General features: G+C 70.3%; 21 protein-coding genes. 13 read left to right on the top strand and 8 right to left on the bottom strand.

What is annotated here, in order from left to right; all coding sequences use genetic code 11:
* Nucleotides 1–196: 196 nt before the first annotated feature.
* From ACIBTS_RS33685 to ACIBTS_RS33640, 10 genes are all read left to right on the top strand, one after another.
* The gene (locus ACIBTS_RS33685) at nucleotides 197–1,162 is read left to right on the top strand and encodes a DUF2520 domain-containing protein (RefSeq protein WP_319675424.1); all 966 of its coding nucleotides are present in this window, start codon (nucleotides 197–199) and stop codon (nucleotides 1,160–1,162) included.
* A complete protein-coding gene (panC, locus tag ACIBTS_RS33680) occupies nucleotides 1,159–2,151 on the top strand; it encodes a pantoate--beta-alanine ligase (RefSeq protein ID WP_399324467.1) in 993 nt (330 codons plus the stop codon). Before ACIBTS_RS33685 ends, panC begins: the two co-directional genes overlap by 4 nt.
* Nucleotides 2,148–3,878, top strand: a complete 1,731-nt coding sequence (locus tag ACIBTS_RS33675) for an L-aspartate oxidase (protein WP_399324465.1) — start codon at nucleotides 2,148–2,150, stop codon at nucleotides 3,876–3,878. Before panC ends, ACIBTS_RS33675 begins: the two co-directional genes overlap by 4 nt.
* Nucleotides 3,879–3,883: 5 nt before the next feature.
* A complete protein-coding gene (gene nadC / locus ACIBTS_RS33670) occupies nucleotides 3,884–4,870 on the top strand; it encodes a carboxylating nicotinate-nucleotide diphosphorylase (RefSeq protein ID WP_319675427.1) in 987 nt (328 codons plus the stop codon).
* A gap of 15 nt (nucleotides 4,871–4,885) precedes the next feature.
* Nucleotides 4,886–5,683 carry a type III pantothenate kinase gene (locus ACIBTS_RS33665; protein WP_319675428.1) on the top strand — a complete coding sequence of 266 codons (798 nt, stop codon included), beginning with the start codon at nucleotides 4,886–4,888 and terminating at the stop codon, nucleotides 5,681–5,683.
* 119 nt (nucleotides 5,684–5,802) lie between these two features.
* The gene (locus ACIBTS_RS33660; protein ID WP_399324586.1) at nucleotides 5,803–6,513 is read left to right on the top strand and encodes a hypothetical protein; all 711 of its coding nucleotides are present in this window, start codon (nucleotides 5,803–5,805) and stop codon (nucleotides 6,511–6,513) included.
* 64 nt (nucleotides 6,514–6,577) lie between these two features.
* Nucleotides 6,578–6,757, top strand: a complete 180-nt coding sequence (locus ACIBTS_RS33655) for a hypothetical protein (protein ID WP_319675990.1) — start codon at nucleotides 6,578–6,580, stop codon at nucleotides 6,755–6,757.
* 173 nt (nucleotides 6,758–6,930) lie between these two features.
* Nucleotides 6,931–7,374: a BlaI/MecI/CopY family transcriptional regulator gene (locus tag ACIBTS_RS33650; protein ID WP_231976453.1), complete on the top strand. Its 444-nt coding sequence runs from the start codon at nucleotides 6,931–6,933 to the stop codon at nucleotides 7,372–7,374.
* Between the two features lie 10 nt (nucleotides 7,375–7,384).
* Complete coding sequence (locus ACIBTS_RS33645) at nucleotides 7,385–7,933, top strand: amino-acid N-acetyltransferase (protein WP_319675991.1); 549 nt, start codon at nucleotides 7,385–7,387, stop codon at nucleotides 7,931–7,933.
* 225 nt (nucleotides 7,934–8,158) lie between these two features.
* Nucleotides 8,159–8,494, top strand: a complete 336-nt coding sequence (locus tag ACIBTS_RS33640; protein WP_079660675.1) for an Lsr2 family protein — start codon at nucleotides 8,159–8,161, stop codon at nucleotides 8,492–8,494.
* On the opposite strand, the gene ACIBTS_RS33635 is transcribed toward ACIBTS_RS33640, so the two are convergent.
* Nucleotides 8,473–9,189 (bottom strand): SCO3374 family protein, encoded by a 717-nt coding sequence (locus tag ACIBTS_RS33635; protein WP_399324462.1) that lies wholly within the window; start codon nucleotides 9,187–9,189, stop codon nucleotides 8,473–8,475. The genes ACIBTS_RS33640 and ACIBTS_RS33635 overlap by 22 nt on opposite strands.
* Nucleotides 9,190–9,619: 430 nt before the next feature.
* On the opposite strand from ACIBTS_RS33635, the gene ACIBTS_RS33630 reads away from it, so the two are divergent.
* Nucleotides 9,620–12,145, top strand: coding sequence for an ATP-dependent Clp protease ATP-binding subunit (locus ACIBTS_RS33630; RefSeq protein ID WP_079660672.1), 2,526 nt, complete (start codon nucleotides 9,620–9,622; stop codon nucleotides 12,143–12,145).
* Nucleotides 12,146–12,244: 99 nt separating this feature from the next.
* Here the strand turns inward: ACIBTS_RS33630 and ACIBTS_RS33625 are convergent, their stop codons facing one another.
* Complete coding sequence (locus ACIBTS_RS33625) at nucleotides 12,245–12,886, bottom strand: HAD family acid phosphatase (protein WP_399324461.1); 642 nt, start codon at nucleotides 12,884–12,886, stop codon at nucleotides 12,245–12,247.
* Nucleotides 12,887–13,413: 527 nt separating this feature from the next.
* Here ACIBTS_RS33625 and ACIBTS_RS33620 point away from each other — a divergent pair.
* Nucleotides 13,414–13,995 (top strand): M23 family metallopeptidase, encoded by a 582-nt coding sequence (locus tag ACIBTS_RS33620; protein WP_319675994.1) that lies wholly within the window; start codon nucleotides 13,414–13,416, stop codon nucleotides 13,993–13,995.
* A gap of 11 nt (nucleotides 13,996–14,006) precedes the next feature.
* Here the strand turns inward: ACIBTS_RS33620 and ACIBTS_RS33615 are convergent, their stop codons facing one another.
* Entirely contained in the window at nucleotides 14,007–14,594 is a 588-nt protein-coding gene (locus ACIBTS_RS33615; protein ID WP_399324459.1) for a TetR/AcrR family transcriptional regulator, read from the bottom strand.
* A 167-nt stretch (nucleotides 14,595–14,761) separates the two neighbouring features.
* Between ACIBTS_RS33615 and ACIBTS_RS33610 the strand changes: the two genes are divergently transcribed.
* The gene (locus ACIBTS_RS33610; protein ID WP_399324457.1) at nucleotides 14,762–16,342 is read left to right on the top strand and encodes an MDR family MFS transporter; all 1,581 of its coding nucleotides are present in this window, start codon (nucleotides 14,762–14,764) and stop codon (nucleotides 16,340–16,342) included.
* 393 nt (nucleotides 16,343–16,735) lie between these two features.
* On the opposite strand, the gene cseC is transcribed toward ACIBTS_RS33610, so the two are convergent.
* From cseC to ACIBTS_RS33585, 5 genes are all read right to left on the bottom strand, one after another.
* Complete coding sequence (gene cseC, locus ACIBTS_RS33605; RefSeq protein WP_399324455.1) at nucleotides 16,736–18,070, bottom strand: two-component system sensor histidine kinase CseC; 1,335 nt, start codon at nucleotides 18,068–18,070, stop codon at nucleotides 16,736–16,738.
* 28 nt (nucleotides 18,071–18,098) lie between these two features.
* A complete protein-coding gene (gene cseB, locus ACIBTS_RS33600) occupies nucleotides 18,099–18,800 on the bottom strand; it encodes a two-component system response regulator CseB (RefSeq protein ID WP_319675998.1) in 702 nt (233 codons plus the stop codon).
* Nucleotides 18,801–19,077: 277 nt separating this feature from the next.
* Complete coding sequence (locus ACIBTS_RS33595) at nucleotides 19,078–19,740, bottom strand: hypothetical protein (RefSeq protein ID WP_399324453.1); 663 nt, start codon at nucleotides 19,738–19,740, stop codon at nucleotides 19,078–19,080.
* Nucleotides 19,725–20,267, bottom strand: coding sequence for a SigE family RNA polymerase sigma factor (locus ACIBTS_RS33590; RefSeq protein WP_079660664.1), 543 nt, complete (start codon nucleotides 20,265–20,267; stop codon nucleotides 19,725–19,727). The genes ACIBTS_RS33595 and ACIBTS_RS33590 overlap by 16 nt, the downstream gene beginning before the upstream one ends.
* A 326-nt stretch (nucleotides 20,268–20,593) precedes the next feature.
* Nucleotides 20,594–21,526, bottom strand: coding sequence for an A/G-specific adenine glycosylase (locus ACIBTS_RS33585; RefSeq protein WP_319676968.1), 933 nt, complete (start codon nucleotides 21,524–21,526; stop codon nucleotides 20,594–20,596).
* Between the last annotated feature and the right edge of the window lie 52 nt (nucleotides 21,527–21,578).

Here is a 21,578-nt window from a genome sequence, read left to right as displayed (position 1 = left end):
AAAGAGCCGGGGACACAGCGGAGAAACAGTGGGCAAGCGGGTCGGAAGCCGGTGGGAGGCGGGTCGGAGGCCGGTGGGAGGCGGGTGGGAAAGCCCACAGCCTGTGGACAACCGGACGCCCCTCGAACCGATCGCGTTAACATGACGAGAAATCGTCCGGTACCCGGAGCGGACTGGAACGGAAGGCCGTCGTCGCGTGAGTACAGCCCAACAGCCAGACCCCAGGGACCGCCCCGCGCGGCTCGCCGTGGGCGTGGTCGGTGCCGGCCGGGTGGGTCCTGCCCTGGCCGCCTCCCTCCAGCTCGCCGGGCACCGCCCGGTCGCCGTCTCCGGCGTCTCCGACGCCTCCAGGCGGCGCGCCGCGCTCCTGTTGCCCGACGTGCCCCTCGTCCCGCCCGCCGAGGTCCTCCAGCGCTCCGACCTGGTGCTGCTGACCGTCCCCGACGACACCCTGCCCGGCCTCGTGGAGGGCCTCGCCGAGACCGGCGCCGTACGGCCGGGCCAGCTGCTCGTGCACACCTCCGGGCGGTACGGCGCGAAGGTCCTCGACCCCGCCCTGCGCGCGGGCGCGCTGCCGCTCGCGCTGCACCCGGCGATGACGTTCACCGGCACACCCGTGGACGTCCAGCGCCTGGCCGGCTGCTCCTTCGGCGTCACCGCGCCCGACGAGCTGCGGCTGGCCGCGGAGGCCCTCGTGATCGAGATGGGCGGCGAGCCGGAGTGGATCGCCGAGGAACGCCGGCCGCTCTACCACGCGGCCCTCGCCCTGGGCGCCAACCACCTGGTCACCCTGGTCGCCCAGTCCATGGAGCTGCTGCGCGCGGCCGGCGTCGACGCCCCCGACCGGATGCTCGGCCCGCTCCTCGGCGCCGCCCTCGACAACGCGCTGCGCTCCGGCGACGGGGCGCTCACCGGCCCCGTCGCGCGCGGGGACGCGGGCACGGTCGCCGCGCACGTCGCGGAGCTGCGCGAGCACGCCCCGCAGACCGTCGCCGGCTACCTCGCGATGGCCCGCGCGACCGCGGACCGCGCACTCGCCCACGGCCTCCTCAAGCCCGAACTCGCCCAGGACCTCCTCGGCGTGCTCGCCGAGGGCGCCCACGGCACGCCCGGCAGCCCCGGAACTCCCGGCCCGCACGGCACCGAAGGAGACGCCGGATGACCACCACCCTGCTCCGCACCGCCGGCGAACTGCACGCACGCACGCGTGGCGGCCGCCGGGCCGTCGTGATGACCATGGGCGCCCTGCACGAGGGCCACGCCACCCTCGTGCGCACCGCCCGCGAGCTCGCCGGGCCGGACGGCGAGGTCGTCGTGACGGTCTTCGTCAACCCGCTGCAGTTCGGCGCGGGCGAAGACCTCGACCGCTACCCGCGCACCCTGGACGCCGACATCAAGATCGCCGAGCAGGCCGGAGCGGACGTCGTGTTCGCCCCCGCCGTGGACGAGGTCTACCCGGGCGGTGAGCCTCAGGTCCGCATCACCGCGGGCCCCATGGGGGAGCGCCTGGAGGGCAGTTCGCGCCCCGGGCACTTCGACGGCATGCTCACCGTCGTCGCCAAGCTGCTGCACCTCACCCGGCCCGACGTGGCCCTGTTCGGGCAGAAGGACGCCCAGCAGCTCGCCCTGATCCGCCGCATGGTGCGGGACCTGAACTTCGGTGTGGAGATCGTCGCCGTGCCCACCGTGCGCGAGGACGACGGGCTGGCCCTGTCCAGCCGCAACCGCTATCTGTCCGCCAAGGAGCGGCGCACCGCGCTCGCGCTCTCCCAGGCCCTGTTCGCGGGCGGTGACCGGCACGCCGCGCAGGAGGCGCTGCGGGCACGCGCGCGTGAGGTGCCCGCCACGCAGGCGCGTGCCGAGGCGCTCAGCGCCATAGGGGAGTCCCGCGCGGCCGCCAACGCGCACGCCGTCGCCAAGGCCACACCCGGCAACCCCGCGGCCGTCCGCGCGGCCGCCCGCATGGTCCTCGACGACGCCGCCCGGCTCGACCCGCCGCTGCAACTGGACTACCTCGCGCTCGTCGACCCGTCCGACTTCACCGAGATCGAGGACGACTTCACCGGCGAGGCAGTCCTCGCCGTCGCCGCCCGGGTCGGCACGACCCGGCTGATCGACAACCTCCCCCTCACCTTCGGAGCCGCCTCGTGACCAGCACAGGCATACGATTGCACGCGCCCGCACCCGGGTGGAGCATCGCCGCGGACGTCGTCGTCGTCGGCTCCGGCGTCGCCGGCCTGACCGCGGCCCTGCGCTGCGAGGCCGCAGGCCTGAAGACGGTCGTCGTCACCAAGGCCCGCCTCGACGACGGCTCCACCCGCTGGGCGCAGGGCGGCATAGCCGCGGCCCTCGGCGAGGGCGACACACCCGAACAGCACCTGGACGACACGTTGGTGGCGGGCGCGGGCCTGTGCGACGAGGACGCGGTACGGATCCTCGTCACCGAGGGCCCCGACGCCGTGCGCCGGCTGATCGAGACCGGCGCCCACTTCGACGAGTCCGAGGAAGGCGGCCTGGAGCTCACCCGCGAGGGCGGCCACCACCGCCGCCGTATCGCGCACGCGGGCGGCGACGCGACCGGCGCGGAGATCTCCCGCGCGCTCGTCGAAGCGGTACGCGCGCGTGGCTTGCGCACGATCGAGAACGCGCTCGTGCTGGACCTGCTCACGGACGCCGACGGCCGCACCGCGGGCGTCACCCTGCACGTCATGGGCGAGGGGCAGCACGACGGCGTGGGCGCCGTGCACGCCCCAGCGGTCGTCCTGGCGACCGGCGGCATGGGGCAGGTGTTCTCCGCCACCACCAACCCGTCGGTGTCCACCGGCGACGGCGTGGCGCTGGCCCTGCGCGCGGGCGCGGAGGTCTCCGACCTGGAGTTCGTCCAGTTCCACCCGACCGTGCTGTTCCTCGGCGCCGACGCGGAGGGCCAGCAGCCCCTCGTCTCGGAGGCCGTGCGCGGTGAGGGCGCCCACCTGGTGGACGCCGACGGCGTGCGCTTCATGGTCGGACAGCACGAACTCGCCGAACTCGCGCCCCGGGACATCGTCGCCAAGGGCATCATGCGCCGTATGCAGGAGCAGGACGCCGAGCACATGTTCCTCGACGCCCGGCACTTCGGCGCCGACATGTGGGAGCACCGCTTCCCGACGATCCTCGCCGCCTGCCGGGCGCACGGCATCGACCCGGTCACCGAGCCCGTCCCGGTCGCCCCGGCCGCCCACTACGCCTCCGGAGGCGTGCGCACCGACTCCCACGGCCGCACGACCGTGCCGGGCCTCTACGCGTGCGGGGAGGTCGCCTGCACCGGCGTGCACGGCGCGAACCGGCTCGCGTCGAACTCGCTCCTCGAGGGCCTCGTCTACGCCGAGCGCATCGTCGCCGACATCGCCGCGAGCCAGGCGGACGACGGCCTCGACGCGCGCGTGCCGGCGCCCGTCGAGCGCCCGGAGAAGCCCGCGCACCCGCTGCTGGCCCCCGAGGCCCGGTTCGCCATCCAGCGGATCATGACCGACGGCGCGGGCGTCCTGCGCTCCGCAGAGTCCCTGGAGAAGGCCGCCGACCACCTTCACAGGCTGCACAGCGAGGCCCGCGACGCCCTCGACGAGAACGGCAAGACGGCCGAGCCCGGCGTCGACACCTGGGAGGCCACCAACCTCCTGTGCGTCGCGCGCGTCCTCGTCGCCGCCGCCCGGCAGCGCGAGGAGACGCGCGGCTGCCACTGGCGTGAGGACCACGCCGATCGCGACGACGCGAACTGGCGCCGTCACATCGTCGTCCGGCTGAATCCGGACCGCACGCTCGCCGTACACACCACCGATACCGCAGACTTCCCCCCGACCCGGCAGCACCAGCCGGAGCACCGTCCCCAGGAGCAGTGACAGAAGTGAGCACCCCCGACCTTCCCCTCGCCCAGAGCGGCGGCTGCGGCGACGGCTGTGCCTGTGGCGCCGACGCCGGGTTCGCCGACGAGGAATACCTGGAGTGCGGGCTCGACCCCGCGCTCGCCCAGCTCCTGGCCGACGCCGGACTCGACCCCGTCGAGGTCGAGGACATCGCCAACGTCGCCATCCAGGAGGACCTGGACCACGGTGTCGACGTGACGACGGTCGCGACCATCCCCGAGGACGCGGTCGCCACCGCCGACTTCACCGCGCGCGAGACGGGCGTGGTCGCGGGCCTCAGGATCGCCGAGGCGGTCGTCTCGGTCGTCTGCTCGGACGAGTTCGAGGTCGAGCGGCACGTCGAGGACGGCGACCGGGTGGAGGCCGGCCAGAAGCTGCTGTCGGTCACCACGCGCACGCGTGACCTCCTCACCGCCGAGCGCAGCGCGCTCAACCTGCTGTGCCGCCTGTCCGGCATCGCGACCGCCACGCGCGCGTGGGCGGACGTCCTGGAGGGCACCAAGGCACGCGTGCGTGACACCCGGAAGACGACGCCGGGCCTGCGCGCCCTGGAGAAGTTCGCCGTCCGCTGCGGCGGAGGCGTCAACCACCGCATGTCGCTGTCGGACGCGGCCCTGGTCAAGGACAACCACGTGGTCGCCGCCGGCGGCGTGGCCCGCGCCTTCGAGGCCGTACGGGAGGCCTTCCCGGACGTGCCGATCGAGGTCGAGGTCGACACCCTGCACCAGTTGCGCGAGGTCGTCGAGGCCGGAGCGGATCTGATCCTGCTGGACAACTTCACGCCCGGCGAGTGCGCCGAGGCCGTCGGCATCGTCGGCGGACGCGCGCTGCTGGAGGCGTCGGGCCGGCTCACCCTGGAGAACGCCAAGGCGTACGCCGACACCGGCGTCGACTTCCTCGCCGTGGGCGCCCTGACGCACTCCTCGCCGATCCTGGACATCGGTCTGGATCTGCGAGCGGCGGAGTAGGAACGGGGAACGGCCATGCTGCTGACGATCGATGTGGGCAACACGCACACCGTGCTCGGCCTGTTCGACGGTGAGGACATCGTCGAGCACTGGCGGATCTCCACCGACGCCCGCCGCACCGCGGACGAGCTCGCCGTACTCCTGCAGGGCCTGATGGGCATGCACCCGCTCCTCGGGGACGATCTGGGCGACGGCATCGACGGGATCGCGATCTGCGCCACCGTGCCCTCCGTGCTGCACGAGCTGCGCGAGGTGACGCGGCGCTACTACGGCGACGTCCCCGCGGTGCTCGTCGAACCCGGCGTGAAGACGGGCGTGCCGATCCTTTTCGACAACCCCAAGGAGGTCGGCGCCGACCGCATCATCAACGCGGTCGCGGCCAACGAGCTCTACGGCGGCCCGGCGATCGTCGTCGACTTCGGAACGGCGACGACGTTCGACGCGGTCTCCGCGCGCGGGGAATACGTCGGCGGCGTCATCGCCCCGGGCATCGAGATCTCCGTCGAGGCCCTGGGCGTCAAGGCCGCACAGCTGCGCAAGATCGAGCTGGCCAGACCCCGGAGCGTGATCGGCAAGAACACGGTCGAGGCGATGCAGTCCGGCATCCTCTACGGGTTCGCCGGCCAGGTGGACGGAGTGGTGACCCGGATGGCCCGCGAGCTGGCGGACGACCCGGACGACGTGACGGTGATCGCCACGGGCGGGCTGGCGCCGACGGTGCTCGGCGAGTCCTCGGTGATCGACGAACACGAGCCGTGGCTGACGCTGATCGGGCTGCGGCTGGTGTACGAGCGCAACGTCTCGCGTATGTAAGCCACCACCAGGGCGGATTCCGTCGGATTGGGGCGCGCCACACCCGCCGTTTATGTCGAATTTGTCTGATTAGCGCGTATCGTCGCGACATGCCCACGCCCTACGGATCCCGCGGCGGCATGGCGTTTGGCGCGGAGGAGCTGCGTGTGCTCCGCCGCGCCCTCGCCCTCGCCCTCCACCCCGGCCCCGTCTCCGCCGAGGACGTCCAGGACTGCCATCGCCTCGCCGAGTCCCTCGACGAGGCGATGCGCGAGGCCGCCCGGCTGCGGGCCTTCCTGGTGGCCGACCTCGCCCGGTACCGCGCCGCCCTCCCCGGCACGGCAGCCGGCTACCTCACGCTCCTGGAGGAGGTCCTGGCCGCCGGCTACCGGCCCGACGTCGACGACCTCGCCGCGCTTCGCGCCCTGCGCGGCAATCCCGCGGCCGCCGTCCTGCTGGACCGCTGCCAGACGCTCGCCGAACAGGACGTACGCGTCCGCCTGGCCCGCCGTACGGCCCGCAGGCTCTCAGTGCCCGCTCCCGCCGTCCCGGCGTCCCGTACGCGCCTCCTGGCCCTTCCTGGGGGCCGCTCCGCCGAAGGCTGCGCCCGCCTCTCCGCGATGGCCGAGGACGCGGGCGAGCGTCCGGGAGAGGAGCCCAGGAAGAAACCCGCCGAGAAGCCGGCGCCACCCGCGCCTGCGCCCGGCCCCGGCCCCGGCCCCCGTCCCGCCGGGCCGCCCGCCCCGGAGCCCGCCCGCCGGCCCATCCCGACGCCGGGCGAGGTCTTCCCGCGCCGCAAGCCGACCCCGCCGCCCGCCACCCCTGACCAGCAGCGGCTGGCCGCAGGCTGAGACGAGTGCCGTCGCCGGGCGACCCCGCCCGGATGTCCCGTTCCTCCCTGGCTACCCTGGATCCATGGACTACGTCTCCGCGCTCGTGCCCCCCGTCGTCATGGCCGTGTTCTTCATCGGTGTGATCAGGGTGATCGTGAAGACCCAGGGCGGGGCCAACAAGGCCAAGGAGGACGCGGTCGTCGACGCCGCCCTCGCGCGCGCGGAGGGCACCCGCCAGGCCTCCGCGAGCCCCGACGCCTGACCGGGTCACGACGCTTCCGCGGCCATCCAGGGCGTGCGGCTCCTTTCGGGGCCCGCACGCCCTTTTTGTTCCTGTTTGTTGATGAAAGTGCACGTCCGACACGCGATCGGCGAGATCTCCCACTATTGTTCTGAGCTGTGCCTCGCCCATTGGGAGAACTCGAAGACGCGGTCATGACGCGGGTGTGGAAGTGGAACCGCCCGGTGACCGTTCGAGAAGTCCTGGAAGACCTTCAGCAGGAACGGTCCATCGCGTACACCACGGTGATGACCGTTTTGGACAATCTCCATCAGAAGGGCTGGGTGCGCCGTGAAGCGGAAGGCCGGGCCTATCGATATGAGGCGGTCTCCACCCGGGCCGCCTACGCCGCCGCCCTGATGAACGACGCCTGGGCGCAGAGCGACAACCCCGCAGCCGCTCTCGTCGCCTTCTTCGGGATGATGAGCGACGAACAGCGACACGCGCTGCGCGACGCCGTACGCATGGTCCAAGGTCCCGAAACCGCCGAACCCGCCACTGGGGACAGTGCCGGGAGCGCAGGGAGTACGGCGACTACGGCAAGTACCGCGACTACGGGGGAGAACCCCGCCTCGGCAACGGAGGCCGACGGGCGATAGCGTCCGGCGCATGTCCGCAGAGAGTCCCTCCGCCGAGAACCCCGAAGTCACCGCTAAAGCCATCACCGTCCGGCGGGCCCGGACCGGCGATGTCCCAGCCGTCCGCCGTCTCCTTGACGCCTACGTCCGCGGCGGCATCCTGCTCGACAAAGCGACGGTGACGCTTTACGAGGACATCCAGGAGTTCTGGGTGGCCGAACGCGACGACAACGCCGAGGTGGTCGGCTGCGGCGCCCTGCATGTCATGTGGGAAGACCTGGCGGAAGTCCGCACTCTCGCGGTGAAGCCCGGGCTCAAGGGCGCCGGCGTCGGTCACCAGTTGTTGGAGAAGTTGCTCCACACCGCACGCTGGCTCGGGGTTCGCCGCGTTTTCTGCCTGACCTTCGAAGTGGACTTCTTCGGCAAGCACGGCTTCGTGGAGATCGGCGAGACGCCGGTCGACACCGATGTCTACGCGGAGCTGTTGCGTTCCTATGACGAGGGCGTCGCGGAGTTCCTCGGACTCGAACGAGTGAAACCGAACACCTTGGGCAACAGCCGGATGCTTCTGCATCTGTGATCGTGGCCGTCCATTCCGCCCGACCCGCCTAGCCGGGGTTCCCTATGTCCGAAACGCGCACGTTTCCGGTCCGGGGTGGGCTGCCGGTCTCTGTCAGGGGTTTGTGTTTTCCCAGGAAAAGCGGTTTGCTTTCCGACGTACTGCAGTACTGCATATAACAGGGCGCGGCTAAACGGCGGACGCCGCGGACCCCCGTCCCTCACGTTTTCGATGAAAGGAAATCCGGTGGCACAGAAGGTTCAGGTCCTTCTTGTCGACGACCTCGACGGCGGCGAGGCGGACGAGACCGTGACGTTCGCGCTGGACGGCAAGACGTACGAGATCGATCTCACGACTACCAATGCGGACAAGCTGCGTGGACTTCTGGAGCCCTACGTGAAGGGTGGCCGTCGTACCGGTGGCCGTGCTTCGGGTGGGCGTGGAAAGGCGCGCGCCACTTCCGGCGGCAGCCAGGACACCGCTCAGATCCGTGCGTGGGCGAAGGAGAACGGTTACGAGGTCAATGACCGTGGCCGTGTTCCCGCGTCCATTCGCGAGGCCTACGAGAAGGCCAACGGCTGAGCGCTCGCGCGCCGCAGCCGGACACGGTGACAATGCGTCGCCAGCGTGTCCACCAGCCGTACGAGATCGGGGGCGCCCCCAACGTCCCCCATGGCCGACATCGTCGGCAGCGAGGCCTCGACCTCGCGCCCTGCCACGGGGGGCCGCAGCCACACGGCGGCCCCCTGCACCGGCCCGGGGCTGTCCAGGCCCGTGAGAGGCCCGGTGACCCGGCCCGGATCGCGGCTCACGTCCCGGCCGCCCGCATGCCGGCCCGGGTTCTGGTCGGGCGGCAACGGCGCCTCGATGCGGCCGCCCGCGCCGATCGCCGTCAGATCCAGGGGCAGCGCGCCCCACTCCAGCCATCGCAGGATCCCCGGCACCTCCTCCGCGCCGCCCGCTGCCACGAGCAGCCGCAGCCGGTCGCCCCGCGCGGCCACCGGCGAGCCCGGCGCCAGGCGCCGCAGCGCCGCGAGGCCCGCCTCGGCCGGTACGTCCAGGACGTCGAAGCGCTCGCCCACCAAAAGTCGTACCGGTTCCCCGGGCACGGTCGCCCAGCCCAATTCGTTCTCGTACCAGCCGCGGATCCGGTCCGCCTGATCGTCCGGACCGTCCGGACCGTCCGGATCATCCGAATCGAGCGGCCGTCGGGGGAGGGGAACCGTGAGGATCGCAGAGGCGGCCGAGCCGGCAGCCGGGGGGATTGAGCCAACCATGCCAAGCGCAACCGCCCAAAAGGCTCCCAAGTTACGCTGGGTGTTCCCATGGCTGCGCCGTGTGTCGACTGTCGGGGCGGGTGGGGGCGTCGGGAGGCGCAAGGTTGTTCGCCCGTAGCGGAGGGAACCGGTGCCCACGGCATGGAGTGTCAGTCCCAGCGGGTAAGACATCCCTAGTGGGAGGGGGCGACACGCAGAAAAGGCCGTCTCACGTTCGCCATCGGCGTACTGGCGAGTGGGGTAACTGCCTGGCCTGCGGGAACATCGTCTCGCACCATCGGGTTGGAGCAGATGTCGGCGTTCGGGGTCAGGAGGCCATCGACGGTGTCGGCAGTTGGAATGAGCGGTCCCCGCTTGCGGGACTAAGCTGCGGAAGGACAGGGAGGGGAAGTTCCCCCCACTGCCTGACCGCTCTGAGGAGCGATTAACGATGTTCGAGAGGTTCACCGACCGCGCGCGGCGGGTTGTCGTCCTGGCTCAGGAAGAAGCCCGGATGCTCAACCACAACTACATCGGCACCGAGCACATCCTCCTGGGCCTGATCCACGAGGGTGAGGGTGTCGCCGCCAAGGCCCTTGAGAGCCTCGGGATTTCGCTCGAGGCGGTCCGCCAGCAGGTGGAGGAGATCATCGGCCAGGGCCAGCAGGCCCCGTCCGGGCACATCCCCTTCACCCCCCGTGCCAAGAAGGTCCTGGAGCTGTCGCTCCGCGAGGCCCTTCAGCTGGGCCACAACTACATCGGCACGGAGCACATCCTGCTCGGCCTGATCCGCGAGGGCGAGGGCGTCGCCGCCCAGGTCCTCGTCAAGCTGGGCGCAGATCTCAACCGGGTGCGGCAGCAGGTCATCCAGCTGCTCTCCGGCTACCAGGGCAAGGAGACCGCCACCGCCGGCGGGCCTGCCGAGGGCACGCCCTCGACGTCCCTGGTCCTCGACCAGTTCGGCCGGAACCTCACCCAGGCCGCTCGTGAGTCCAAGCTCGACCCGGTCATCGGGCGCGAGAAGGAGATCGAGCGGGTCATGCAGGTGCTGTCCCGCCGCACCAAGAACAACCCGGTCCTGATCGGTGAGCCCGGCGTCGGCAAGACCGCCGTCGTCGAGGGCCTCGCCCAGGCCATCGTCAAGGGCGAGGTGCCCGAGACCCTCAAGGACAAGCACCTCTACACCCTGGACCTCGGCGCGCTGGTCGCCGGCTCCCGCTACCGCGGTGACTTCGAGGAGCGCCTGAAGAAGGTCCTCAAGGAGATCCGCACCCGCGGCGACATCATCCTGTTCATCGACGAGCTGCACACGCTGGTCGGTGCGGGTGCCGCCGAGGGCGCCATCGACGCCGCTTCGATCCTGAAGCCGATGCTGGCCCGCGGTGAGCTGCAGACCATCGGCGCCACCACGCTGGACGAGTACCGCAAGCACCTGGAGAAGGACGCGGCCCTCGAGCGCCGCTTCCAGCCCATCCAGGTCGCCGAGCCGTCCCTGCCGCACACGATCGAGATCCTCAAGGGTCTGCGTGACCGGTACGAGGCCCACCACCGCGTCTCCATCACCGACGAGGCGCTGGTCCAGGCCGCCACCCTGGCCGACCGCTACATCTCGGACCGCTTCCTGCCGGACAAGGCGATCGACCTGATCGACGAGGCCGGTTCCCGGATGCGCATCCGCCGGATGACCGCGCCGCCGGACCTGCGCGAGTTCGACGAGAAGATCGCGGGTGTGCGCCGCGACAAGGAGTCCGCGATCGACTCGCAGGACTTCGAGAAGGCCGCCTCCCTCCGCGACAAGGAGAAGCAGCTCCTGGCCGCCAAGGCCAAGCGGGAGAAGGAGTGGAAGGCCGGCGACATGGACGTCGTCGCCGAGGTGGACGGCGAGCTGATCGCCGAGGTCCTCGCGACCGCCACCGGCATCCCGGTCTTCAAGCTGACCGAGGAGGAGTCCTCGCGTCTGCTGCGCATGGAGGACGAGCTCCACAAGCGGGTCATCGGTCAGGTCGACGCCGTCAAGGCGCTGTCGAAGGCGATCCGTCGTACGCGTGCCGGCCTCAAGGACCCGAAGCGTCCGGGTGGTTCGTTCATCTTCGCCGGCCCGTCCGGTGTCGGTAAGACCGAACTCTCCAAGGCGCTCGCCGAGTTCCTCTTCGGCGACGAGGACGCGCTGATCTCCCTCGACATGTCGGAGTTCAGCGAGAAGCACACGGTGTCGCGTCTCTTCGGTTCCCCGCCCGGATACGTGGGTTACGAAGAGGGCGGCCAGCTGACCGAGAAGGTCCGCCGCAAGCCGTTCTCCGTCGTCCTTTTCGACGAGGTCGAGAAGGCCCACCCGGACATCTTCAACTCGCTGCTGCAGATCCTGGAGGACGGTCGTCTGACCGACTCCCAGGGCCGGGTCGTGGACTTCAAGAACACGGTCATCATCATGACGACCAACCTCGGCACCCGGGACATCTCCAAGGGCTTCAACCTGGGCTTCGCGGCCTCGGGCGACAAGAAGTCCAACTACGAGCGCATGAAGAACAAGGTCTCGGACGAGCTCAAGCAGCACTTCCGCCCCGAGTTCCTCAACCGCGTCGACGACGTGGTGGTCTTCCCGCAGCTGACGCAGGAGGACATCCTGCGGATCGTCGACCTGATGATCGGCAAGGTCGACGAGCGCCTCAAGGACCGGGACATGGGCATCGAGCTCTCCCAGTCCGCCAAGGAGCTGCTGTCCAAGAAGGGTTACGACCCGGTGCTGGGTGCGCGTCCGCTGCGTCGCACCATCCAGCGCGAGATCGAGGACACGCTCTCGGAGAAGATCCTCTTCGGTGAGCTGCGCCCCGGTCACATCGTGGTCGTGGACACGGAGGGCGAGGGTGAGACCAAGACCTTCACCTTCCGCGGCGAGGAGAAGTCGGCCCTGCCCGACGTCCCCCCGATCGAGCAGGCGGCCGGCGGCGCCGGACCGAACCTGAGCAAGGACGCGTGACCCTCCGGGGTTGAGCCTCCGGGAGCCGAGCCTCCGTCCGAGCTGACAAGAGGGGCCGGTGCTGAAAGGCACCGGCCCCTCTTGCATGTCCGCGATGGCTTACGACAGCTGCCCGTCGTAGTCCGGCAGCTTGTACGTCGTCTCGGCGTGGCCGCCGGAGAGGTCGGTGGCGCTGTTGCCGATGTTCGCGATGATCGTGTAGCCCTTGCTCTCGATGTTCACGCGCTGGGCGGTCTTGTAGGCGGCGACGTCCTTGAAGAGGTCGAGGAAGCCGCGCACGTAGAGCCCGGAGACCTGGTAGCCGACGTACTTGAGGTTGTAGTCGGTCACCCCGGAGATGATGCCCGGGCGGGCGGTGACGAAGAACAGGGAGACGCCGTGCTCCTGGGCGTACTTGGCGACGTCGAGGACCGGCTTGTTGGCCGGCTGCGGGTAGCTGAAGCCGAAGTCGGTCTCCAGGGTGGTGTTGTCGATGTCGAAGACGATCGCCTGCTTCTCGCCCGGCTTGGCGGCGGCGATGCGCTGCTTCAGCGCCGGCAGGGCCTTGTCCACCACGGCCTGGCAGTCCTGCTGCCAGGTGGCGTAGTCGACGTCCTCCGCAGCAGCCGCGGAGGCGGTGGCGACGGTGGAGGTGCCGGTGGCCGTCGCGGCCTGGGCGCCGACCGGGACGGCCATCGCGGTGACCGCGGCCGTCGCCGCGGCGGTCATGGCTATGCGGCGCGTCCAGGTGCCTCTGGTCATGTGTGGGGTCCTCTCGCGTCCTTGCGTTGCCGGTGTCGTGGGCATGCTGATCGCTGGGGGTGGCCTGAGGGGAACCAGCGGGTTACTGGACGGTAGTGGTCGATGAGAGGCTGGTCACAGACTCTTGTCTGCGATCGTGACCGGGGTCACAAGTGGCCTGCGGGGCGCGGGAGTAGTCGCCGTCACATTTCGAAGTCCCTTGAGGTGGGCGGCCGGTGACATGCCGCACAGGCGAATAGGGCCCTACTAGCCCGGTTAGTCGCCATAAATGCACAGAAAAGGGATATCGAGCCTGGATTCCTGGCCCCCACTCCCGCCCCCGCTCCGGCTTCTGACATGGACCGATGTCGAAAATGTCGTGAAAGAGCGATCTGTCAATAAGTGGGAAATTTTCAGGTGAAGTACTAGCTTCCGTCGCAGATCACACGTTTGGGCGTATGTGGGCCCTCGGGTTACCAAGGGATGGCCACTCCGGCAGAGCTTCGTGCCGGGTGGTTTCCTCTGTCCCCGTTCCCATGAGGTCTTCGATGTTCCAGCACGTCACGTTCCGTTCTTCCCGTACGTCCCTGCTCCGCACCCGCGTGGCCGTCGGGGCCGCCGCCGTCGGCGCCTCGGTCGTGTTGGGAACCGGAGTGGCGTCCGCCGCCGCCCCTGCCGCCGCGCCCGCCGCCAAGACGACCGTCTCCGCCGCCTCCTGGATCGACCCGGTGAAGAAGTACACGCTGACCGCGAGCTTCGCCCAGGCCGGCGCCATGTGGCAGTCCACCCACAGCGGTCAGGACTTCGCCGTGCCGAGCGGCACCAAGGTGATGGCCGCGCACGGCGGCACCGTGGTCAAGGCCGGCGGCAACGGCGCCGGTGACGGCCCGGCCTACGGCAACGCCATCGTGATCAAGCACGCCAACGGCGTCTACTCGCAGTACGCCCATCTCTCGCAGATCGACGTGAAGATCGGCCAGATCGTCAAGACGGGCCAGAAGATCGCGCTGTCCGGCAACACCGGCAACACCAGCGGTCCGCACCTGCACTTCGAGATCCGTACGACCGCGAACTACGGCTCGGCGATCGACCCCGTCGCCTTCCTGCACGCCAAGGGCGTGAAGGTCTGACGCTCGCGTGATCAGGCGCCCTGGTGCGCCTGCGTCACCAGATCGATGGCGACCTCGAGGACGGCTTCCCGCTTGTCCTCGGGGTCGCCTTCGAGGTCCTGCAGGAAGAACATGCCGGCGTGCAGCGTGAAGATGGCGCTCACGCAGCGGACCTGGTCGGTCAGGGGAGCGTCCGGGTCGATGATGATGTCGCGCAGGCTGCGCGTGCGGTCCTTGAACGAGTCGCCGATCTGGAGTTCCCGCACCGTCGCCTGGTTCTCCTGCATGAAGCGGAAGAGCGGGGTCGCCTCGGAGAGGGCCTGGCTGTAGCGGCGGACGAGCTCTTGCTTGGTCTCCAGGGTGTGCGGCTGGTTCCTGCCCCACTCGATCAGGTCTTCGATCGGCTTCGTCAGATCCCTGAAGATGCTGACGATGATCTCTTCCTTGGTCTTGAAGTGGTAGTACAAGGCAGCCTTGGTGACCTCCAGGCGCTCCGCGATCTCGCGGAGGGAGGTCTTCTCGTAGCCCTGCTCGGCGAAGAGTTCGAGTGCGACGTCCTGGATGCGCTGTCGGGTGTTGCCCCGGCGCTGCTGCTTGGTGCCGTCCATGATGACGTCCATCCTCGTACTCCTTGAGCTCCCGCGGACACTTACTTGCCGCCCGGCTAGTCTGAGGCGGGAACTTACTTGACGCCCGGCTAGTGACAGGTCTACCTTCCCAGTGTAGTGAACTAGCCGGGCGGCAAGTAAGTGGCCGGTCGGGGGGAGTACCCAGGGGAGTGGGGAAGATGGCGGACACAAAGACAGCGGAGACCGGGGCGGAGAAACCGCCGAGGAGCGTGCGGGTCGTCCTGCTCGCACTGATGATCACGATGATGCTCGCGATGCTCGACAACATGATCGTGGGCACGGCGATGCCGACGATCGTCGGCGACCTGGGCGGCCTCGAACACCTTTCCTGGGTGGTGACCGCGTACACCCTCGCGACCGCCGCCTCCACCCCGATCTGGGGCAAGCTCGGCGACATGTACGGCCGCAAGGGCGTCTTCATGTCGTCGATCGTGCTGTTCCTGGTCGGATCCGCGCTCAGCGGCATGGCCCAGAACATGGGCGAGCTCATCGGCTTCCGCGCGATCCAGGGCCTCGGCGCGGGTGGCCTGATGGTCGGCGTGATGGCGATCATCGGCGACCTGATCCCGCCGCGGGAGCGCGGCAAGTACCAGGGCATGATGGCCGGAGTCATGGCGCTCGCGATGATCGGCGGCCCGCTCGTCGGCGGCACCATCACCGACAACTGGGGCTGGCGCTGGTCCTTCTACATCAACCTGCCGCTCGGCGCGGTGTCGCTGGCCCTCATCAGCACCGTCCTGCACCTGCCGAAGAAGCGGTCGAAGGCGGGCATCGACTACCTCGGTGTCGCACTGCTGACCGTCGGCATCACCTCCATCGTCCTCGTCACCACCTGGGGCGGCTCGGAGTACGCCTGGACGTCCGCACGGATCATGGAGCTCATCGGCATCGGTGTCGCCTCGCTCATCGGGTTCGTGTACTGGCAGACCAAGGCGGCCGAGCCGATCGTGCCGCTGCACATCTTCCGCAGCCGCAACTTCACCCTGATGTCGATCATCGGCTTCATCACCGGTTTCGTGATGTTCGGCGCGACCCTCTTCCTGCCGCTGTACCAGCAGTCCGTGCAGGGCGCCTCCGCGACCAACTCCGGGCTGCTGCTCCTGCCGATGCTCGGCGCCATGCTGGTCACCTCGATGGTCGCGGGCCGGGTGACCACGAGCAGCGGCAAGTACAAGATCTTCCCGGTCGTCGGCAGCGTCCTCATGGTCATCGGCCTGTACCTGCTGTCCACGATGGACACCGGGACCAGCCGCTTCACCTCCGGTGTCTTCATGGCCGTCGTCGGACTCGGCATGGGCTGCCTGATGCAGATCACGATGCTGGTCGCGCAGAACAGCGTCGAGATGAAGGACATGGGCGTCGCGTCCTCGTCCACCACGCTCTTCCGTACCCTCGGCTCCTCCTTCGGCGTCGCGATCATGGGCGCGCTGTTCAACAACCGGGTCCAGGACGTCATGTCCAAGCGGGCCGGAGCACTGGGCTCGAAAATCACCGAGCGGTCCGCGCAGTTGGACGCGGCCAGCCTGGCCAAGCTGCCCGCGAAGGCCCGGGATGCCTACCAGCACGCGGTGTCGGCCGGCACCCACTCGGCGTTCCTGCTGGGGGCCGTGGTGGCGGTGGCCGCGCTGGTCGCGGCGGTGTTCGTGAAGGAGGTTCCGTTGAAGGGGGCGGGGCCGCAGAAGACGGACGAGGCGAGCGGCGGTGCGGCGCCCGCACCGCCCACCATGGTCGAGGTCTGACCTCGCCCTGAACGAAGGCCCCCCGGCGGTGTCCGCCCCGGGGGGCCTTCCTGCGCGCCTGGACGGGCACCGCTCTCGCGGACATGGTCGCCCCCCCCGTGTGCGGGCTCCTCCACCGAGGGTCGCTGCCTCAAAGGGGGCACGCCGGCTGCTCCCGCCGCCACTTCGTCCGTGCCTTCAAGGAGGCAGGCCTACGGCGGGACGCCCGGCCAGTCCCTCATGCACGGCCGTATCGAGCGGGCCGAGGAGACGCTCCGCCGTAGGAGCAGCCGTACGGCATCGAGGCACTCGGCTCGCCGCCCCGGCACTCGGCTCGCGCCCCGGCCCTCGGCTCGCCGACCAGGCGCTCCGCTCGCCGTCCCGGCCACCGGTCGCAGCTCGCGCGGGCCGCCCTCACGGCATCCTCGGATAGCTTCCCGTGTTCGTCGGCGCGTGCTCGGGCAGCCACAGGACGGCGACGGCGCCCTCGGACGGTATGTGCTCGGGTGCTCCCGCGGGCCGTACGTTGCGGAAGGTCAGCCGGGCGCCCAGGACACGGGCCTGGCCCGCCGCGATGGTCAGGCCGAGCCCGTGGCCGTGTCCGGCGCGGTCGGTGCTGCCGGTGCGGAAGCGGCTCGGCCCCTCGGCGAGCAGGTCCGCGGGGAAGCCGGGGCCGTGGTCGCGGACCCGGATGACCCGGCCCTCGACGGTGACCTGGATCGGCGACTTGCCGTGCCGGGCGGCGTTGGCGAGCAGGTTGAACAGGACCCGCTCCAGGCGGCGCGGGTCGGTCGTGACCATCGACTCGTGCACCACCCGCACCTCGATGTCCGGGTCCTTGGCCGCCACCCGCCGGGCCACGAACTCGCCCAGCACGATGTCCTGCAGCTCGGCCCGCTCCGAGGCGCCGTCGAGACGGGCCACCTCCAGCACATCCTCGACGAGGGTGCGCATGGCCTTCGCCCGGTCCAGGACCAGCTCCGTCGGCCGGCCGGGCGGCAGCAGCTCGGCGGCCGTCAGCAGTCCCGTCACCGGGGTGCGCAGTTCGTGCGCGATGTCGGCGGTGACCCTGCGCTCGGCCTCCAGCCGTTCCTGAAGGGTGTCCGCCATGGCGTCGACCGCGCTCGCCAGATCGTCGGTCTCGTCGCGCACGACCCCGCCGATGGCGTCCCGTACCCGGACGTCCGACTCTCCCTTGGCGACCTGGTTCGCCGCGGCCGCCGCCTTGCGCAGCCGGCGCGAGAGCTGCCCGCCGATGAGGACGCCGAGCGCGCTGCCGCCGAGGACGACCGCGATCGAGCCGATCACCAGAGCCTGGTCGAGGTCGTTGAGGATGTCCGTGCTGCGGTCGGTGAACCCGGTGTGCAGGGAGAGCACATGCCCGTCCTTGACCGGCACGGCCGCCCAGATGTCCGGCACACCGCCCGCGCGGTCGGAGACGAACGTGGCCCGGCGGCCGTCCCGGACCTTCTCCTCCAACGCCGGCGGCAGGTTCGAGTCGTCGATCTTGATGTTGGGGAAGTTCGGCCGCCCCGACGCCTCGTAGTTGCGCTGGGCGACATGGACGCGCTCGTCGGCGAGGTCGCGCGCGTTGTCCAGCATGGACACGCGTGCGGCGTTGTGCACGACCAGGCTCAGAGTGATCGCCACCAGCGCGCCGACCAGCGCGATCGCCGCGCTCAGCTTCCATCGCAGACCCGTACGGATGCCCATGCGCTCCGTACGGGCCGGAATCAGGTGCCGGATCATCCCCCGCATACTCCCGCCCCTGCCCCGCTCAGGCCTTCAGCTTGTAGCCGAAGCCGCGGACCGTCTCGATACGGTCCTGTCCGATCTTCGTTCGCAGCCGCTGCACATGGACGTCGACGACCCGGGTGTCGCCGCCCCAGCCGTAGTCCCACACCCGCTCCAGCAGTTTGTCGCGCGAGAGGACCGTGCCCGGAGCGGAGGAGAACTCCAGCAGCAGGCGCATCTCGGTCGGGGTCAGCGCTACCGGCTGTCCGGCCCGGCGCACCTCCATGCCGTCCGTGTCGACCTCCAGGTCGCCGAAGGTCAGCACGCCACCGGCGGCGGAGCCGGCGGGCTCGGTGCGGTCGCCGCCGCCCGCGTGGCCGAAGCGGCGCAGCACGGCGCGGATCCGGGCGACCAGCACGGCGCCGTCGAAGGGCTTGGTCACATAGTCGTCGGCGCCGGCCTCCAGGCCGAGGACGACGTCGATGGAGTCGGCGCGCGCCGACAGCATGATCACCGGCACGGTGGACTCGTCCCGGATGCGCCGGCACAGGCTCACGCCGTCCAGGCCGGGCACCATGACGTCCAAGAGCGCGATGTCGGGGCGGTCGGCACGGAACGCCTCCAGACCCGACAGGCCGTCGGGCATCGCGGTGACCGCGAAGCCGTCCCGCTCCAGGGCGAGCTGGGTGGCTTCGCGGATGACGTCGTCGTCCTCGACGAACAGGACGTGTGTCTGGTCTGCCATCCCGGTGCTCTCAGTTCTCGTATGAGTATGCGATGCGTATGCGTTGTGGTGCGCGGGTCGGCCGTCAGTCTGAGGCCCGTCAGTCCGTGTGCTGCCAGTCTGCGGTCCGTCAAGCTGTCGGTGTCCTGTCGAGGGTGCCCCTTGAATGGACGCCCGTAGCGCGACGAGCGTTCATTTTTCGTGCGGCCCGCCTCGCCCGACATCCATTGATCGGAACGAGCGGCCCGATCGGTTCACGCTGCCGGAAGATTTTTTCGGCCGGCCCCTCCCGGGCAGGTCAGCCGGCCTTCGACGCCATCACCGTCGGTTCTCCGTCGCCGACGCCGCTGTAGTCGTTGTGCCAGCTGAACTCCTTCATGAAGCGGCCCGCGGCCCAGTGGTAGGTGATCACGTTCTCGCCGGACGGGCTGGAGACCGGGTCGCCTTTCTCGTACACCTGCTTGCTCACCACCAGGTCGCCCCGGTCGATCTCCGCGTAGACCGGAGGATCCTCGGCCTTGAACACGTTCTCATAGCCGTCGGCGTTCTCCCGGTACACATACGAGCCGACGCCGACGGCGTCGCCGCAGGTGACGACGTTGATGATGAGGTCGTCGCCGGAGCCGCCGGTGAGGTTGCCGTAGGAGACGTCGACCGGGTACTCGTCGCCGACGCAGGGCTTCAACTCGCGCTTGACCTCCGCCGAGACCGCGGGGTCGTCCTTGATGAGCTGAATCGCGTCCGCCTGGTCGAGGGTGGCGGTGGGGGCGGCGGAGGGCGAGGCGGTCACACCCGCCGCGGCGTCGGGGTGGGCCGGGCCCTCGTCACGGGCACCGGTGCCGCCGGTGGCGCAGGCGGAGACGAAAAGGGCGAGGGCGGCGAGCACGGACATCGCCGTGATCGCCGCCTGGATGGTGCCTCGGGCCGGTGTGGGCCCGGCCTTGGTCAGGCCGCCGCGCAACGCTCCCGCTCCTCACGCTCCAGCGCGCGTGCGTCCAGATCGCGGGCTTCCAGCTCCTCGCGGAGCCGGGCGAGCGCTCGGTGCAGCGTGCTCTTGACCGTTCCCGCCGACATGCCGAGGGCGGCGGCTGTCTCCTCCGTGGACATCTGCTCCCAGTGTCGCAGCACGACGACGCTGCGCTGCTTCGGAGCGAGCACCTTCATCGCGTCCATCAGCAGGGCGCGGTCCGCGTGCTGCTGGGTGGAGTCGTCCACACAGGCGTCCGGGAGCTGCTCGGTGGGGACCTCCTCGAGTTTGCGGGCCCGCCACCACTCGGTCCGCGTGTTGATCATGACCCGGCGCAGGTAGGCGTCCGCGAGCCGCTTGTCCGCGATGCCGTCCCAGCGGCCGTACGTCCGGGCGAGGGCGGTCTGCAGGAGGTCCTGAGCGTCAACCGGGTCCGGGACCAGCCGGCGGGCGCTGCGCAGCAGCGCGTCCTGCCGGGTGCGGACATACTCCTCGAACTCGAGCACCTCGCCCTGCGTCATGGTCAACCGCCTCCGATTCCCCGTTCCGACGGACTGTCCGCCGCCGGTTCACTGCTTCTGGTCTGTAGCCCGCTGTGTCCCTGCCGACTACGCAACTGAAGCTACGGAGGTGTTGTCACGGCGCTGTGCGGAGCAGCCTTCGGCTAGCACTCAGCTGTCCGTCGGTTGTGTAACGGCGAGAGGTTCGGGGTAAAGGGGCGGGGTGAATGATGTGGATATGGGTCGATTTATCCGGCGGTTGGGTGTGACAAAGGCTTGTCATCGGTCGTAACGAAGCCGCTTGTCTGTGAAATGACCGTGTGTCAGACCAGTGTGCGAGGCCCGTGTCAGGTCAGCGGCAGGCGGTACAGCCCGCCCGGGAGCGGCTCCACCAGTCCGTCCGCGACGAGGCCGTCGAGAGCACGCGCGCGTTGCACCGGCTCGTGCCACACCCGGTCGAGCGCCGACTGCGGCACGGGCACGTGCGCGGCGCGCAGCACGGCGAGCAGCTTGCCCCTGACCTGACGGTCGGTGCCCGCGTACGTCTGGCCGCGGCGCGGCGGGCCGTCGTGCTCCGGCTTGCCCGCGAGCCGCCAGGCGCACTGCGCGGCGATCGGGCAGCGCACGCAGGTCTCGTTCTTTGCCGTGCAGAGGAGCGCCCCGAGCTCCATGGACGCGGCGGCCCAGCGCGCGGCGGTCGGCTCGTCGTCGGGCAGCAGGGCGCGGGCCAGCTTGCGCTCGGCGGCCGTGGTGGCGTTGGGCGGGTACTGCACGCCCGTGACGGCCCGTGCGAAGACCCGGCGGACGTTGGTGTCCAGGACGGCATGCCGCTGCCCGTACGCGAAGGAGGCGACGGCCGCGGCCGTGTACTCGCCGATGCCGGGCAGCGCGAGCAGTTGTGCGTGGTCCGACGGTACGTCGCCGCCGTGCCGTTCCGTTATCGCCACCGCGGCGCCGTGCAGCCGCAGGGCGCGGCGCGGGTAGCCGAGCCGCCCCCACGCGCGTACCGCCTCGCCGGGCGCGTCCGCGGCCAGGTCGGCGGGGCGCGGCCAGCGGGCGAGCCACTGCTCGTAGACCGGCAGGACGCGGCTGACCGGCGTCTGCTGGAGCATGAACTCGCTGACCATCACACCCCACGCACCGGCCTCGGGGCGCCGCCAGGGCAGGTCGCGGGCGTTGTCGTCGAACCAGTCGATCACCGGGGAGTGCAGGTCCGCTCCAGGGGCGTCGGCGTCGGCGCGGGCGGGGCTGCTGTGCGGGGGCTTCGTGGGCGCAGTCATGGCCCTTCCGATCCTGCCATGCGTAGCGGGGCACGCGCGCGTACCGCCACTC

This window comes from Streptomyces sp. NPDC050121 (assembly GCF_044460385.1).
Lineage (GTDB): Bacteria > Actinomycetota > Actinomycetes > Streptomycetales > Streptomycetaceae > Streptomyces > Streptomyces soliscabiei.
Note: the sequence above shows the minus strand (reverse complement) of the source record. Positions and strands in the feature narration are given on the sequence as shown.

Bases quoted from the DNA above. Each gene is read 5' to 3' on its own strand.
- ACIBTS_RS33635 (WP_399324462.1), bottom strand. From the start codon at position 9,189: ATGGTTGGCTCAATCCCCCCGGCTGCCGGCTCGGCCGCCTCTGCGATC.
- ACIBTS_RS33585 (WP_319676968.1), bottom strand. From the start codon at position 21,526: ATGACTGCGCCCACGAAGCCCCCGCACAGCAGCCCCGCCCGCGCCGAC.
- ACIBTS_RS33665 (WP_319675428.1), top strand. From the start codon at position 4,886: ATGCTGCTGACGATCGATGTGGGCAACACGCACACCGTGCTCGGCCTG.
- ACIBTS_RS33655 (WP_319675990.1), top strand. From the start codon at position 6,578: ATGGACTACGTCTCCGCGCTCGTGCCCCCCGTCGTCATGGCCGTGTTC.
- ACIBTS_RS33615 (WP_399324459.1), bottom strand. From the start codon at position 14,594: ATGGACGTCATCATGGACGGCACCAAGCAGCAGCGCCGGGGCAACACC.
- cseB (WP_319675998.1), bottom strand. From the start codon at position 18,800: ATGGCAGACCAGACACACGTCCTGTTCGTCGAGGACGACGACGTCATC.
- ACIBTS_RS33620 (WP_319675994.1), top strand. From the start codon at position 13,414: ATGTTCCAGCACGTCACGTTCCGTTCTTCCCGTACGTCCCTGCTCCGC.
- ACIBTS_RS33660 (WP_399324586.1), top strand. From the start codon at position 5,803: ATGGCGTTTGGCGCGGAGGAGCTGCGTGTGCTCCGCCGCGCCCTCGCC.
- ACIBTS_RS33625 (WP_399324461.1), bottom strand. From the start codon at position 12,886: ATGACCAGAGGCACCTGGACGCGCCGCATAGCCATGACCGCCGCGGCG.
- panC (WP_399324467.1), top strand. From the start codon at position 1,159: ATGACCACCACCCTGCTCCGCACCGCCGGCGAACTGCACGCACGCACG.
- ACIBTS_RS33610 (WP_399324457.1), top strand. From the start codon at position 14,762: ATGGCGGACACAAAGACAGCGGAGACCGGGGCGGAGAAACCGCCGAGG.
- ACIBTS_RS33645 (WP_319675991.1), top strand. From the start codon at position 7,385: ATGTCCGCAGAGAGTCCCTCCGCCGAGAACCCCGAAGTCACCGCTAAA.
- ACIBTS_RS33590 (WP_079660664.1), bottom strand. From the start codon at position 20,267: ATGACGCAGGGCGAGGTGCTCGAGTTCGAGGAGTATGTCCGCACCCGG.
- ACIBTS_RS33630 (WP_079660672.1), top strand. From the start codon at position 9,620: ATGTTCGAGAGGTTCACCGACCGCGCGCGGCGGGTTGTCGTCCTGGCT.
- ACIBTS_RS33650 (WP_231976453.1), top strand. From the start codon at position 6,931: ATGACGCGGGTGTGGAAGTGGAACCGCCCGGTGACCGTTCGAGAAGTC.
- cseC (WP_399324455.1), bottom strand. From the start codon at position 18,070: ATGATCCGGCACCTGATTCCGGCCCGTACGGAGCGCATGGGCATCCGT.